The organism is Enterococcus sp. FSL R5-0957 (assembly GCF_038008005.1).
GTDB lineage: Bacteria > Bacillota > Bacilli > Lactobacillales > Enterococcaceae > Enterococcus_B > Enterococcus_B faecium.
This window is the reverse complement of record NZ_JBBOYG010000002.1, coordinates 76,191-91,351: the sequence shown is the minus strand read 5'-3', so window position 1 is coordinate 91,351 and position 15,161 is coordinate 76,191. Positions and strand designations below refer to the sequence as shown.

Here is a 15,161-nt window from a genome sequence, read left to right as displayed (position 1 = left end):
AGTTAGCTAGCACCGATTTTAATTTTGTGGCAAAACAAAGGAGGACACGCTGAGACAGGTGTGCCCTCCATAAAACATTATTGGCGCTACGATATTTGGAGCTGGTAGGCAAGCTGCCTATCAACTCCAAATATCGTAGCGCCAAATATTAAACGAAGAAGATGTATTAGTTACAGAGTATGAGCCAAATGGTACAACAACATACGATCCGTCTGATATCAATCAAATAGACAAAATTTAATTAACGGGGAGGTATATGATGTCTCAACAGATTGTACTGCCAATTAAAGACTCAAACGTATTAAAGATGGTACAGGACACCTTGTTAGATAGTTTTCGCGCTGGTCGTCGAAACTACACCATCTTCCAAGTTGGAAAAGCCACTCTACTACGGGTGAGTGATGTCATGACGTTAAAAAAATCAGATGTCTATAATCCCGAAGGAACTGTTAAAAATACGGTCTTTATTCATGATAAAAAGACAGGCAAAGCAAACACCTTATATTTAAAGCCCGTCCAACAAGACTTGCTACAATATCATGATTGGCTAGTCCAACAGAATATCACTTCGGATTGGTTATTTCCCTCAACGTCCCATCCAGATCGACATATAACGGAGAAGCAGTTTTATAAGGTGATGGCACGCGTTGGCGATCTATTAGGTATGGGGTCACTGGAACAACTAAACAGAAAATAGCGGTAGGTTTTGGAAATAGTTATTTAGAATCGTTTTTATAATGACTTTTTGAAACTATGAAACATTGTTATATCAAGCTTTTAAAACGTATTTTACTGATTTTCAAAACCTAATGTTTTTTAGAATCTATGCTGCTTTCCTTACCGCTAATTTCTGCATGAATGTTCCAGAAATATTTTGTGTTTTCCTATCTTGGAAATTCTATAATCAGCGTTAAATAAGCGTTTTATGGATTTAGAGCTAATCACTACCGCTATTTTCTGTACGGATGTTCCAGTGACCCCTTCTAGAACTATTCAAAACAAAAAGAGGACTAAACTTTTTTGTTTAGTCCTCTTTTTGTTTTCCTCATCGGTCTGCTCGATGACAGGAGCAGTCAGATTGAAAATCTGAAATATATTCAAATTATTTTCCTAAGGGCGCACTTATATACCATGAAAATCATGGTATAAATTGCCAATATTTTAGATTAAACGTGTTGGAAAAACTCGCTTTGCTCATGTAAATAAAAACGTTATAAAGTATTGTGGTGAACTTACTATGTGTGTACACACATAGGGTAAAAAGTAATCATCTTCCACTCGTTCACACCTAAAATTTACATTTTAGTTTGTTCCTCGTTTCAGACGATTCTTTTTATTTTTGGGGCGTTGCCCCAATCCCCATATTATATTTTTTGTTGTTGCCAAAGGCAACTTCTTATACAGGTTTTTAGGGTTTAGCACGACATCAAGTTATTTGATGTGTAAGTGCGCATTGCACTCTTTTTTAACGAAACAAGCCGACCAGCGTTTGAAACTTTTTAGTTTTTCATCATTCTATTTTAAAACGCTCTAAAACTCGATTTAAGCGACTTTAATTCGAAACTGTCTATTTTGTTCAAAGGGAGAATTAAGAATGCTTAAACGAGCTTTTAAGTGGGTTTAAATTGATTTTGAATTGAATAGCTTGTTGTAAGTTGTAAAAAAAACAAGTTAAACAAAGTATCGGTTTTCCATTTAAGGGTTGTTAGGGGTTGCCCTGACCGTCTGTAAGACGCTTGATTGCAAGAAGTGAGTATTTAGCTAGTCAAACAGTTAAAACAGCTTATATGAGCAATTAGGGGTCACTGGAACATCCGTACAGAAAACAGCGGTAGTGAGACATGAAAAAAACAAGAAATGCTGTTAAATCAACGTTTCTTGTTTTTCTCTTTTTCTCTTCAGAAACATTCTTCTGGAACATTCGTGCAGAAAATAGCGGTAGGATTTAAAACACGAACATTTTAGTTTTATTGTGTATTTAAAGGACGTAAATGTCCATTTTTCAAGGAAAGATCATATCGAAAAGAGTATTTACCAACAAAGTTAATATGCTCAAAGAGAAGTGGTGATAATTTATTGATTTTCTCTTCTGAACAATCAAATCCTTCTACACGCATTTGGTCAATTACTCTTTCTAAATAGAGCGTATTCCAATAAATAATTGCATTTGTCACAGTACTAAGAGCAGTCAATTGCTCCTCCATTCCGTCAATATAGGTTTGATATAGTTTGCCCTTTTTCCCATAAAATATGTGGCGACATAATGTATGCCTTGCTTCTCTTTTATTCAGCTGTTCTAAAATCTGTCTTGCATAAATCTCATCAGAAATATAGCGCAATTGGTGCTTTGTTTTGTATACTTTTCCATATTCAATAATGGCTTTCCCTAGCTCTGTTGGTTGACCATTTCGTTGAAGTGCTTTTGTTAACTCTGTCGCATTCACTTTTCCTGACTTTAAAGAACCTGCTACTCGAAGTATTTCGCCCCAGTTTTTTTCTATTCGAGTAGTGTTGATTTTGTTTTGAGAAACTTTATTTAACATTTTATAGTCTGCAGTTAAGTCTATTCGCCAAAGTTTTGTTCCGTGATTGTTTGCAATTCGTGGGCTAAATTGGAAGCCTAACAATCCAAAAAGTCCAAATACCAAATCACTATACCCGGCTGTATCTGTCATGATTTGTTTTGGTTCTAAGCCACTTGTTTGATTTAAAAAACCATCCAATAAGTACAAAGAATCACGCAAAGTTCCTGGAACAATCATTCCATGAAATCCAATATATTGATCAGAAACAAAGCAAAGAGCCACGTATAGAGCGGTTTATTCCGTCTTATTTCCTAATGGTGACTTTCCTAGTAGGAGTCGATTCACTCGCTTAAGTTCAAACTTAGCTTACACTATCAAGATTATTCGATACTTTTTCATCAAGAAGCTCACCAAAGGTGAACTAGTCGGAATTATAGATAGTTTTCCTAGTCCATTATGTAAACCAGTTAGAAATAGACAAGCAAAACTATTGAATCAAATAGCCAAAGTTGGCTATAACTCAACAAAAAAATCTTATTTTTATGGTCTTAAAATTCATATGATCGTTACTAAGACTGGCTTTCCGATTACTTACTCAATCACGAATCCAGGTGTCCATGACGTGAAAGTGTTAGAGACTTTATCGGAAGAAGCGAATCTTCCCAATATCCTAGGGGACAAAGGATATATTAGCCATAAAATCCATGAAAAGCTTGCCCTTAAGGGCATTACTATATCCGTTCCGCCACGTAAAAACATGGATAAATCAGAAAAACTAGACCACAGCTTACTTGGAAAACAAAGAAAAACAGTTGAGACTGTTTGTTCTTCCTTAGAAAAATTAGGTTGTCAAAATTTCAACTCACGTTCTGTTAAAGGGCTAGAGAGTAGATTTGAAAGCATATTACTGGCTTACAGTGTTCTATTAAGTCGAGCACAACGACGTTTTGAAGGAACTTTGAGATATTCTTTAGGATATTAAAATTAACTAGCACCACGGGTGTTAAACTATTTTTAGGTATTTTACTGGAGGTAGTCCATTTTTACCCTTTTGTTATTGCAACATCTACTCTCTTTTACTTATACTATCTCAAATGCGATCATCAGCTTCTTGTTCACGGATATATTTTTCAATTGTCTTTTGATTCAATTCGACTGTACTCACATAATATTCCTCCGACCAAAAGGATTTATTTCCGTATCTATATTTGTGATTTACGTGCTGCTCGTGGATTAGCACAGCACTGCGATCTTTCAGATAACCATAAAACTGGATATACTTATTTTTGATGGTACTTGAACAAGCATGTGAATATGATCTGGCGTTGCATGTGCTTCTATAATTTCCACGTTTTTTATTTTGCACAACTTCCTAAGTATTTTTCCAATATCTTTTCGTAATTGCCTATAGATTACTTTTCGTCGATATTTTGGTGTAAATACAATATGATACTTAAAATTCCAACGAGTATGTGCTAAACTTTTATCGTCATTTGACATGAAAAAACTCCTTTCGATATGCTAGTTCTTCCACGTGTAGAAACGCATGGTTTTCTTGTTTCGCACGCTTTGCGCACGAAACTGACTGAAGTCATTAACAAAAAAATTGTAGACAAAGAAATTTTTCTTTGTCTACAATCTGAAAGGATAGGCACTACCATTTTTTATAAAATATTTGTATTGAACCATTTTTTAGTTATTAGCTTACTAATACAAAATACTGTATTATAGTATCAACATAACCATCCTTTGTCCATGATTTTATCTAAAAAGATTGTAAGGATCAATAAGTCTGCACTTCCACCAATACTCCAATTTTTCTTTTTAAATTGCTGATTTAGGTAATCCAAATATTTTTTACCTTGTATGGTTTTTACACCCCCTAATTCAAAATAAGGACGAATAAGTAATTGATACTCTTCAAAAACATGTCTATTATTACTTCGTTTGATCAAATTGGTATCTTCTACTTCCATTGATAGAAAAAGTAAAGTGTCTATCATCTTATCTTGTTGCGACCCTTGATATGCTTGATAATAAGGCAATCCTCGGTCAAAAACACAAGGATAACCTCTTTTGGCTTCCCCTCGTATCCCTGTCAATCCATGGTTAACAAATAGATATTCTCCCCAGGTCCATGCTTTTGGTTTTGTTTGATCAATCTTCCCAAAATCGTTAAGTAGATTTTTCGTCATTTTTTGAATTTCTTTTTGAAAGAAACTTTTTTTACAAGGAACTTTCCAAATAGTTAACCGGCCACAAATAGCAAGAAAAATCCCCAATGAAAAGATAGCACCTTTATGTGTATTTATACCATTTGTCACTGAGAACATCGCAGTTTCAGCCTCTAAACCAATCTGTCGAATCGCCATAAAGGTTTCTTCAATTGGTTGATGTTGTCGGTCCAATCCTGTTTGGATAAATTCTTCAAAATAGGGAGTCAAAACTACACTACTTTGTAGAAAAGTAAAAATGTCCATATCTTGATGAGACCCGGGGTCTACTGGATCAACCAATCCTGGTTTATTGATACATGTAACTTCATAAAGCATCGCTAATTGTGCTTCTTGTGCTATTTTTTGAATATTATCATGCATGTTTCAATGCTCCTTTTAAGGAATCGGCTACTATTTGTTCGATTTTCTTTTGCATTTCTTTCACAGTATGTGTACGATTACGTGCACATACCTTTGCTGATTTCCCACAAATAAAACAAGGACGTTCCCCATGATTAAGAGCTTGGCGACTGACAATTGTTATCTGCTCTCCTTTTTTGAACAAGACATCTAAATCAAAAAGTCTACCTAATGCGTCTTGCTCTTCTAACGTGACCAACCATTTTTTGAGATTCAAAGGTGCTTCTGTTACTATTACGTACCAGTCCAATCCACTTGGCAAATTGATTTCTTTTGTGTACGTCATTTCCACCTTTTTTTTTAAAAACATTTGCTGAATTGACTGCTGTCCCTGACGAAATACCTGCTCAATCATTGGATTATTTTTGATCGGCCCAGGAATATTCAATGTAAAGACCATCAATGAACTATTTGAATACTTGGAAAGCAGGTTGCTTTGCAAGTTAGCACGTTGTTCTTTATGGATCAAAATATCCTCGATTTCTTGAATTTCTCCAGTATCAAACATCATGATCTCTCTTCTTCAAATTCTTTCACCTGACGAACGACATCTAAAATTGAACCATCTCGGTATTCTACATAGGCAACTATCCGATCTGTGAATTGCAAAGGTTCGGGGATGCCTACTATTTTTTCTGCTTTTTGCTGTAATTCTTCTATTGTAAAAACAGGAATTTGTGGAATTCTTTCAAAAATAGCTATTAGATCTTTACGTTGGGGATTGATAGCAACCCCTACTTCTGTGACTAATACATCGATACTTTTCCCTGGTGTGATCAACGTAGTAACGTCATTTACTACTGTAGGTATTCGGCCACGTACTAACGGCGCTGAGATGATAGTAAGTTTAGCCGTTGCTGCATCTTGATGTCCACCAATCGCACCTCTTAGCACACCATCTGAACCAGTCATAACATTTACATTGAAGTTTGTGTCAATTTCTAATGCAGATAAAATAGCGACATCTAATTGGTTAACAACCGCTCCTTTATTACTTGGATCAGCATAAAAGGAAGCATCGATTTCCTGTTGGTTCTCAAGCCGCGCCATTCCTTCAGCTGCTCCTTTGTCAAAGTCTTGGACATCTAACACTTTTTCAACAAGACCTTTTTCCAATAAATCAACCGTTGGTTTAGTGATGCCACCTAATGCAAAAGAAGCTTTGATCTGTTTTTCTTCCATTTCACTAGCTAAGTAACGCGTTACTGCTAAAGCTGCACCACCCGTTCCTGTTTGAAAAGAAAAGCCATCTTTGAAATAAGGTGAGTGAACAATGACATCTTTGACCATTTCAGCAATTTTTAATTCTTTTGGGTTTTTAGTAAACCGTGTAGCACCAGCACCGATTTTATTCGGATCACCAATTGCTTCTACTTCCACGACATAGTCGACTTGTGTTTGCGGAATACTAATGGGCGTATTAGGGTAAGGAACTAAATGATCAGTTAGAAGAATGACTTTATCTGCATATTGTGCATCTACTTTTGCATACCCTAATGAACCAAAAACGGATTTTCCAACAGTCGCATTAGCATTTCCATAATCATCAGATGTTGGTACTCCTAGAAATGCAACATCGATTTTCAATTCACCACTTTCAATTGCACGTGGACGATTACCATGAGAACGTAAAATCACAGGATTGTCCATTCCTCCATGAGAAATAAATTCACCTAAGCTGCCGCGCATCCCACTGCTTGTGATATGAGTTACTGTACCGTCCTTGATGCATTCAATAACCATCTCATTCATAGTGTTCGTTAAAGAACTTGGTGCTAAGGTCAATTCTTTGATGCCCATTTCACGGATCACGGCCATCACTTGGTTAAAAACAAAATCACCTTCTCTTAAATGATGATGAAATGAAATCGTCATTCCATCTTTTAAGCCCGATTTTTCTATAGCTTCTTTGATCGAGTGCATCAATTTATTTGTCTGATTAGTTACAGTCGTTACTTTTGGTGCACAACGTTGAATCGTTTGTGGCGATAATGAAACACTTTGGAATTCTTTTTTATACTTTGTTAAAACACTTGATGGAATGCTACGTCTTTGTTTATTATGCATGGATATTTCCCTCCTCATCAATCAATCGTGATGCTTTTGCTAACATCAATGTCCGTTGTGCACGTTCTACAATTGGTTTATCGATCATTTTTCCATTTAAAGAAATTACGCCAGAACCTTTTTCTTTTGCTTCTTCGATTGCCGAGATGATGTCTAGTGATCGTTTGATTTCTTTGATTGACGGCTGATAAACAGTATTGACTACTGGAATTTGCCGTGGATTGATACAAGATTTTCCATCAAAACCTAATTGATGGATTAAACGTACTTCGTTTAAAAATCCTTCCATATCATCCACATCAGAGTAAACAGTGTCAAATGCGGAAATGCCTGCTGCACGTGCAGCATGAACGATCATACTGCGAGCAAAAAACAATTCGTTTCCATCTGGATATCGTTTGGTTTTCATATTTGTCACATAGTCTTCTGCCCCAATGGCGATTCCAATCAATCGATCAGATGCTTTGGCGATCGCAGGTGCGTTCAATACACCAGAAGCACCTTCAATGGCTGCCATCATCAATGTTCGCCCTATCGGAACATTATGATAGTTTTCTGCTTCTATAATCACTTTTTCTACTTCTGTTATATCTTCAGAGGTTTCTGTTTTAGGTAAACGTAATACATGCGCGCCGGCTTTAACCATTGCAAAAATGTCTGCACGTCCAAATTCTGAGTGCAGGTCATTTATTCGAACAATTAATTCTGTGTCACCATAATCCACTGTTTTCAATGCCTCAGCCACAAGCATTCTTGCGCTGTCTTTTTCTGCCATAGACACTGCATCTTCCAGGTCGAACATAATCGAGTCAGCACCATAAATACCTGCATCTTTGATCATCGCTGGATTATTTCCTGGAACAAACATCATTGTTCTTCTCAAACGTTCTTTCATCATCTAATTAAACCTCCCACGGTGTTTCTTGGTGTTGGATACCTAAGGAACGATGGATCGCTGTTTTTAATCGTGCAACAATAACGCAATCTAATGCCCCTTTATCTACTACCTTGAGTTTTACGTTTTTAATCTGATAAACTGCTAGTGTGTCATAGATAACTTTTTTGATTTGTTTTCCAAATTGCTCAATCACTTGACTGTCTAAATCGATTTCTATTCCTTCTGTATTCGGTGAAATCATGATTTGGACATCACTTGACTCTAATGTTCCAGCAATCGCTGATTTATTTATTTCCATTACTTAACGCTCCCTTTTATTTTTTAAGTATTGATAGGTTGTTTCTGGAACCATATATTTTATTTTTTCCAATTGCCCAGCAAGATACGCTTTACGAACTTGAGAAGCAGAAATAACTTGGTGTTGTTCCGTTTTCTTCCTTGCAAGGACATGAACTTTTATTTCAGGGGGTAAAATCGTTTCCAGTATGTCGTTATATGAACGAGTCATTGGGGAAAGTGGTTCTTCTCCCACATATCTAGCAGAGATATCTAAATAAGTGGCAATTCTTTCTTTGAATAAAGTAGCATCTACGACCATTTGCTCCTTTGCTATTTCATCATCTTCTCGTAAAAAATAGGTGGGAAACGTTGCAGGGCTAATAATATACTCGCCACCTGATAGAACAATGACATTTTTCAGTTTTTGTAATCCTTGTTGAACTAATTTGAGTCGGTCCTTCGTCGAAAAAAGATTTTGTTCTTTTTCGAGTACAAATACATATACCCAATCGTTGTTATTGGCAGCTTGTTTTACTAAATAATAATGCCCTTCTGTAAATGGGTTCGCATTCATGACAATTGCTGCTTTTTTTTCACCATTCACTTTAGGAATCCTCTCTAGGTACTGTTTTATAGAACTATCTCCCATTTCTAATACAGCTATTTTTGGGGTAGATACGATTGTTTCAAAACCTAAAAAGTTAAAACTTTTTTGATAGCGCGGTTTCGTGAAAACAATATAATGAAAAATCTCTTGTTGACTCATTGCCTGAATTATTGCAGAGACTAGTACATTAAATGTATGTCCACCATCTTTATATTTTTCAGACACGGCGATATATTTAATCACGTTGTTTTGATAAGATACTGTTCCTACTAACTTTTCTTTATGGTATATACCCAATGTTTGATCTAAATGTTGAAAATCTTCGATTTGCTTCTTTTGTATTCCTGAATCAAGCAAAAGATTTTCCCATTGGTCTTTGATATAGTTATTTTTTAAAAATAATCGTTGGATATCTGTTTGATCAAACACATGGTCACGTCCTTTCTTTATGTTCTTATGATAGCAGACCCATTAAAAAGATAGCGAACGTTACGGTCATAGCACCCCCTAGTCGAACAGCAACTTGTGCAAATGGCATTAATTCCATGCGATCACCCGCAGCTAAGATAGCTAAAGCACCTGTACCGCCTTGTCCGCTACAACATGAAACTGCGATGGCAGTATCAACTGGGTACATTTTTAAAAATTTTGCGGCGATAAAAGCTGTAGCGACAATAGCTACTACCGTCACAATGATTGTTACTATCGTTGCAGGATTTTTAAATACTTCGATCAGCTCTAACCAATCTGTTTTTGCAACCCCTACGCCAAAAAGTAAGGGAGGTGTGATCCCACGAACAGTGAATCCATACAACGAATTTCCACCTTCTTCGATATTTTTAGGGATAAAACCAAGCATTTTAGCCCCCATAAGAGAGACTAATAAGATCACAGGTGAAGGAATAGAAAAGCCAAGGAGTGATTTTAATAAGTGCTCAACATAGACAGCAACAAAATAAATCGTTATTGCTACCACGCCTGCTAACAATGTTTTTTCAATATTGACTGGTTTAGCTGAACCCTTCAAGTTCTCTAAATGTTCATCATCCCCATCGATCAAATTACCCTGACCATTTAATTGTGGGTATTTCTCTCCAATTTTTTTGAGCATACCAGACAGTAGAACAGCGACTAAACTTCCCAACATCACACACGGTAGAATCTTCCCAAAGATATCATTTTGTCCCATACCAGATAATATTGCTGCATAACCAATCGATAATGGCATCGCTCCTTCCCCAACACCACCAGCCATAATCGGCGCAACGATAAAGAAATACGCATTCCAAGCAGATAGCCCAAGGAGTATTCCCACACCTGTTCCTATCAAAGAACCAATCACATCGCATAAAATTAAAATAATGATAATACGTGAAGTTGCTTTAACCAATGTTTGCCGATTCATTGAAGCAATACTGCCGACAACTAGTAGTGTGATAAAGAACATCAAGAAATTGTTATTATTCATAAAATCAGAAACCACAGTTACAGTACTTTGAGGTAGCCAATGTTTATAGACTAGAAATGCAGGCAAAAATGTAACAACTAATACTTTACCACCTAAATCTTTTAAAATAGGAATAGTTTTACCAATTTCTTCTAATAAATAAGCAAAAACAGTCATAATACCCAAAGAAACTAACATATCATTTTCTGGAACGATATTGCTTATCGTCATTGCAAGATACGCGAGTACCAAAATGATATAAAGAGATAAAGGAATAAAACCAATTTTAATTCTATTTAATGTTTTCAGCATGTATATTATCCTCGTTTTCTTTTAGTTTTTGTAAATAATCCAAAACTGCCTGTGAAACGACGTTTGCGACTCCTTCATCAAAAACATTAGGGATGAATTTTTCTACCGTAGGCTCTGCGACCATAGCAGCTAATTGTTTGGCTACTTCAAGTTGTAATGAAAGATCGACTTTATTCGCTTTCGATAGTAATAGTCCCTTGAACAATCCGGGAAATACTAAAATATTGTTTACTTGGTTAGGATATTTCGAAGAACCTGTAGCGATTAGCTTTGCACCAGATTCTTTTGCTAAATCGGGTGTGATCTCTGGTACTGGATTGGCTAAAGCAAAAATAATCGGATTATCATTCATTTTTCCAATCATTTCAGGCGTTAAAACATTTCCTATTGAAAGACCGATAAAAACATCTTGTCCAACGATTGCATCTTCCAAAACGCTTGCATTATTATTTGTATCATGTATATGATCCAACAACTCTCTTTGATATTTATTTAATGTACTATCTTGCTTCTTTAATCTCCCTTGTTTATCCACCAATGTTAGATTTTTGATACCAGCAGCGATTAATAGTCTAGCTGTTGCAACCCCAGATGCTCCCATGCCGTTGATCAAAACTCGAAGTTCAGTTAATGTTTTCCTTTGGATCTTAGCAGCATTGATCAATCCAGCTAAAACGACTATCGCTGTTCCTTCTTGATCGTCATGATACACAGGAATAGAAAGTTTTTCTTGTAATTTTTCTTCAATCTCAAAACACTTCGGTGCTGCAATATCTTCTAAATGGATCCCTGCAAAACTATTTTGCAAATTGACAATTGTTTGTACAATCTCGTCTACTGATTTTTGTTCGATGGCTAATGGAATCGCATTGACACCTGCTAAATTTTTATAAAGCAGCGCTTTCCCTTCGACGATTGGTAATCCAGCTTGGTTTCCTACATTTCCAAGACCTAATACCGCCGACCCGTCTGTAATAACGGCCACTAATTTACCACTAATTGTTAATTCTCTTGCCAAAGCATGATTTTTCTCAATCATTAAACTTAGTTCTGCTACACCTGGGGTGTACATTTTTGCTAAATCTTGATCATCTTGCACGGCTTCTGTTGTTTCCATCCGTAAAACACCTACATTTTTTTTATGGATTTCTAAAACTTCATCAAGCATACCTTCACTCCTTTTTACATTTTTTAATTACAAAACCACTTTAACACTTTTTTTAAAATAAAAAAACCCTTTCATTTTAAATTTTAAAAAAATGATGCTTATTTTTAAAAAATTAAAAAAAAGACTAAATTCAATTTTTTTGGTATAATGAGAAAAAATATCTATTTGAAAAAGTTAGGAGCTATACTATGCATCTGGAATTCTCTGACTATGAATCACTCCTTGTAAAAATTTGTGAAGACTATTATCTCGAGGATATCAATATTAGTGAAATTTCTAAAAAATATGGGATCACCAGATATAAAGCTTTAAAATATATTGAAGATGCACGTGAAAAACAATTAGTTAGTATTTCAATTAATTCTCCGTATGCTAGGAATTATGAGCTAGAAGAAATCTTCAAAAATTACTTTAAAACGAATATCTATATATTAAAAAGTAGTGAAGACTTATCACAACACGATTTATTATTTTCAAAATTTGCTGCCGATTACATTCAAGAATTAATTAAGAAAGCCAATGTGGTTGCACTATCTTGGGGAGATACCGTTTACAAAGTGATTGATCAGTTTAAAATGGGTGCTCGTGAAGAATTAATTTTTACTCAATTCATTGGCGAAATCGGAAAATATAATTCCTTAGCTGGCTCCACACGATTAGTTCAAAAAGCTGCTGAACGTTATGAGTCTTCTTATTTGACTCTCAGTATTCCTTTATATGTCATCAATGAAACTGCACGTGAACTAATGGCTCTAGAACCTTCTTTAGCTAATACCTTAGCAACCGCTTCGCATGCAGATATGTTAATTTCTGGAATTGGCACCTTATCCTCTATTGATTCTGTCGAACCCTGGAACAAGCATCGTAAAATCCTATTTCCAAGCATGACGGATACTGTTGGATTTCTTTACGGAAGACCCTTCAATATCAATGGTGAATTCATCAAAGCATATGAGGATAAGACTTTTGGTCTTTCTTTAAAAGAAATTTTCGATATTCCAAAACGAATTGGTATTTGTAAAAGTAAGTTCAAAGCGGAGAGTTGTTTAGGCGCCTTGAATGGTAATTTTTTTACAGATTTATTTTTGGATGAAAAAACTGCTTGGAAAATACTTTCTTTGATAAAAAAAGAGTGAGTCATGTAAAATCCTCCAAAAAATTTAGATTTTTGGTACTACTTTTTTGGAGGGCAGTACAATGATTCACTCTTTTTATTGGATATCAAAATCCCTTTTTTTGAGAAGCTTGTCTTGATATTTTTTGAACTTTTCCAAGCCATACTCCATTACTTTTCAAGATTTAATTTCTTGGTTCTGTTGCAAAGTTTTAAATAAAGAATAAAATCCCTTACGGTATCTATGATTTAAGCTGGGATTCCCAATAATACCTTGATTTCAGTACAGACCGAAAACCCGAAGAGAGTGCCTTCTTTTCGGGTTTTCTTATATAATCCTCGAATGGCTTCCATGCCTTTAATCGTGGTAGAGGCAGTGCGTAAACTTCGATAGAATTTATTGCGTCTCTTTACTGGACGATGGTCTTGTTCAATCAAATTATTCAGGTATTTAATGGTACGATGTTCTGTCCCTTGATAAAAGCCGTATTCTTTTAGTTTCTTAAAGGCACTTGTAATAGAGGGGGCTTTATCTGTGACTACAACCTTCGGTTCATCAAACTGCTTCACTAACCGCTTAAGAAAAGCATACGCTGCTTGTGTGTCCCGTTTTTTACGTAACCAAATATCCAAGGTTAAACCATCTGCATCGATGGCTCGATACAAATAATGCCATTTTCCATGAATAAAAGGATTTTTTATTTTTCTTTTTCCAAATTTGATAGAGTAGTTTGCCATATTCTTGCACCCAACGATAAATCGTTGTATGAGAAACGTTAATGCCACGATCATATAAGATTTCTTGAACTTCACGATAGCTAAGGTTATAACGAAGATAGTAGCCCACGGCTACAATAATCACATCCTGCTGAAATTGCTTTCCTTTAAAATGATTCATCGTCATTCCTCCTGCTATCTTTTTCTATTATTCTACCTTATTTGATAGTAGATTTAAAACTTTGCAACAGAACCTCGATGCGAATAAGCATCCTTTACCCTATATCAGCGATGTGCAGAATATTAGGTCTATCACGTCAGTCCTATTATTATCAATCAAAACCAAAGAAAGACGAATCAGAACTTGAAGAAGTAGTCGCTGAAGAATTTATCCGCAGCCGAAAGGCCTACGGCTCAAGAAAAATAAAAAAAGCCTTATCAAAACGAGGCATTCAGATCAGCCGACGAAAAATTAGTAGAATCATGAAAAATAGAGGATTAAAATCGAGCTATACTGTTGCTTATTTTAAAGTACATCATTCTACTTGCAATGAAGCCAAAACGACAAACGTATTGAATCGTAAATTCTTAAGAGACAACCCATTAGAAGCGATCGTAACAGACTTGACTTATGTACGAGTCGGGAAAAAATGGAATTATGTCTGTTTCATTTTGGATCTGTTCAATCGAGAAATTCTCGGCTATTCTTGTGGAGAACATAAAGATGCCGTTCTAGTAAAAAAAGCATTTAGCCGTATCAAACAACCTCTGACAGAGGTTGAGATTTTTCATACTGATCGTGGAAAAGAGTTTGATAACCAAGCTATTGATGAATTATTAACAACTTTTGACATCAATCGATCATTGAGTCATAAAGGCTGTCCTTTTGATAATGCCGTAGCTGAATCAACTTATAAGTCGTTGAAAGTAGAATTTGTCTATCAATACACATTTGAAACCTTACAACAATTGGATTTGGAGTTATTTGACTATGTCAATTGGTGGAACCACCTTCGGTTGCACGGTACACTTGGCTACGAGACACCGGTTGGTTACCGTAACCAGAGATTGGCGCAGCGAATCCTTGATAATGAGCTCGGATGTGCTAACGCTAGCGAGGCAGTCTAACTTTAACTGTTAGCTCCTGCCGAAGATCGTCACATCCGAGGAGGCTCATTGTCAAGGACAATCGGAATAGCATACGGAAAGAAGTTCTACACCTTATAAAATTTGTCAAAAAAACTGTTGCCATTCCAGAAAAACAAAAAAGCCCACTAGAGTGTACTCCAATGGGCTTTTGCTTTTAATCGTTTTTCTTTAATTTTCTATATATAAACCACATCAACAAGTACTGTAGCAGTGGATAGGCTACAATTAACTAGACAGAAAAA

Annotated in this window: 9 protein-coding genes and 6 pseudogenes; 4 read left to right on the top strand and 11 right to left on the bottom strand. The window is 35.8% G+C overall.

Going from position 1 to position 15,161, the window contains the following annotated elements; translation table 11 throughout:
- Positions 1-259: 259 nt before the first annotated feature.
- Positions 260-676 (top strand): annotated as a pseudogene (locus MKX69_RS12945) (tyrosine-type recombinase/integrase); the annotation flags it as partial.
- A 1,291-nt stretch (positions 677-1,967) separates the two neighbouring features.
- Here the strand turns inward: MKX69_RS12945 and MKX69_RS12940 are convergent.
- Positions 1,968-2,795 (bottom strand): annotated as a pseudogene (locus MKX69_RS12940) (Tn3 family transposase); the annotation flags it as partial.
- Between MKX69_RS12940 and MKX69_RS12935 the strand changes: the two are divergent.
- Positions 2,791-3,507 (top strand): annotated as a pseudogene (locus MKX69_RS12935) (IS982 family transposase); the annotation flags it as partial. The pseudogenes MKX69_RS12940 and MKX69_RS12935 overlap by 5 nt on opposite strands.
- Before the next feature lie 189 nt (positions 3,508-3,696).
- On the opposite strand, the pseudogene tnpA reads toward MKX69_RS12935, so the two are convergent.
- The 9 genes and pseudogenes from tnpA to MKX69_RS12890 form a co-directional block, all read right to left on the bottom strand.
- Positions 3,697-4,025, bottom strand: a pseudogene (tnpA, locus tag MKX69_RS12930) (IS200/IS605 family transposase); the annotation flags it as partial.
- 233 nt (positions 4,026-4,258) lie between these two features.
- The gene (gene citG / locus MKX69_RS12925; protein WP_002303163.1) at positions 4,259-5,122 is read right to left on the bottom strand and encodes a triphosphoribosyl-dephospho-CoA synthase CitG; all 864 of its coding nucleotides are present in this window, start codon (positions 5,120-5,122) and stop codon (positions 4,259-4,261) included.
- Entirely contained in the window at positions 5,115-5,672 is a 558-nt protein-coding gene (citX, locus tag MKX69_RS12920; protein ID WP_002305953.1) for a citrate lyase holo-[acyl-carrier protein] synthase, read from the bottom strand. Before citX ends, citG begins: the two co-directional genes overlap by 8 nt.
- A complete protein-coding gene (gene citF, locus MKX69_RS12915; protein WP_002303161.1) occupies positions 5,669-7,228 on the bottom strand; it encodes a citrate lyase subunit alpha in 1,560 nt (519 codons plus the stop codon). The genes citX and citF overlap by 4 nt, the downstream gene beginning before the upstream one ends.
- Positions 7,221-8,126 carry a citrate (pro-3S)-lyase subunit beta gene (gene citE, locus MKX69_RS12910; protein ID WP_002303160.1) on the bottom strand — a complete coding sequence of 302 codons (906 nt, stop codon included), beginning with the start codon at positions 8,124-8,126 and terminating at the stop codon, positions 7,221-7,223. Before citE ends, citF begins: the two co-directional genes overlap by 8 nt.
- A gap of 4 nt (positions 8,127-8,130) precedes the next feature.
- Positions 8,131-8,424 (bottom strand): citrate lyase acyl carrier protein, encoded by a 294-nt coding sequence (citD, locus tag MKX69_RS12905; protein ID WP_002303159.1) that lies wholly within the window; start codon positions 8,422-8,424, stop codon positions 8,131-8,133.
- Positions 8,425-8,427: 3 nt separating this feature from the next.
- Positions 8,428-9,441, bottom strand: a complete 1,014-nt coding sequence (citC, locus tag MKX69_RS12900) for a [citrate (pro-3S)-lyase] ligase (RefSeq protein ID WP_002303158.1) — start codon at positions 9,439-9,441, stop codon at positions 8,428-8,430.
- Between the two features lie 25 nt (positions 9,442-9,466).
- The gene (locus MKX69_RS12895) at positions 9,467-10,771 is read right to left on the bottom strand and encodes a 2-hydroxycarboxylate transporter family protein (RefSeq protein WP_002303157.1); all 1,305 of its coding nucleotides are present in this window, start codon (positions 10,769-10,771) and stop codon (positions 9,467-9,469) included.
- The gene (locus tag MKX69_RS12890; protein WP_016177562.1) at positions 10,752-11,939 is read right to left on the bottom strand and encodes an NAD(P)-dependent malic enzyme; all 1,188 of its coding nucleotides are present in this window, start codon (positions 11,937-11,939) and stop codon (positions 10,752-10,754) included. Before MKX69_RS12890 ends, MKX69_RS12895 begins: the two co-directional genes overlap by 20 nt.
- 188 nt (positions 11,940-12,127) lie before the next feature.
- On the opposite strand from MKX69_RS12890, the gene MKX69_RS12885 reads away from it, so the two are divergent.
- A complete protein-coding gene (locus MKX69_RS12885) occupies positions 12,128-13,075 on the top strand; it encodes a sugar-binding transcriptional regulator (protein ID WP_341010558.1) in 948 nt (315 codons plus the stop codon).
- Between the two features lie 227 nt (positions 13,076-13,302).
- Here MKX69_RS12885 and MKX69_RS12880 read toward each other — a convergent pair.
- Positions 13,303-13,951 (bottom strand): annotated as a pseudogene (locus MKX69_RS12880) (IS6 family transposase).
- A 67-nt stretch (positions 13,952-14,018) separates the two neighbouring features.
- Between MKX69_RS12880 and MKX69_RS12875 the strand changes: the two are divergent.
- Positions 14,019-14,898: pseudogene (locus MKX69_RS12875) on the top strand (IS3-like element IS1485 family transposase); the annotation flags it as partial.
- Positions 14,899-15,161 lie beyond the last annotated feature (263 nt).

Coding starts and splice junctions, on each gene's coding strand:
- MKX69_RS12895 (WP_002303157.1), bottom strand. CDS start 10,771: ATGCTGAAAACATTAAATAGAATTAAAATTGGTTTTATTCCTTTATCT.
- citG (WP_002303163.1), bottom strand. CDS start 5,122: ATGCATGATAATATTCAAAAAATAGCACAAGAAGCACAATTAGCGATG.
- MKX69_RS12890 (WP_016177562.1), bottom strand. CDS start 11,939: ATGCTTGATGAAGTTTTAGAAATCCATAAAAAAAATGTAGGTGTTTTA.
- citX (WP_002305953.1), bottom strand. CDS start 5,672: ATGATGTTTGATACTGGAGAAATTCAAGAAATCGAGGATATTTTGATC.
- citF (WP_002303161.1), bottom strand. CDS start 7,228: ATGCATAATAAACAAAGACGTAGCATTCCATCAAGTGTTTTAACAAAG.
- MKX69_RS12885 (WP_341010558.1), top strand. CDS start 12,128: ATGCATCTGGAATTCTCTGACTATGAATCACTCCTTGTAAAAATTTGT.
- citE (WP_002303160.1), bottom strand. CDS start 8,126: ATGATGAAAGAACGTTTGAGAAGAACAATGATGTTTGTTCCAGGAAAT.
- citD (WP_002303159.1), bottom strand. CDS start 8,424: ATGGAAATAAATAAATCAGCGATTGCTGGAACATTAGAGTCAAGTGAT.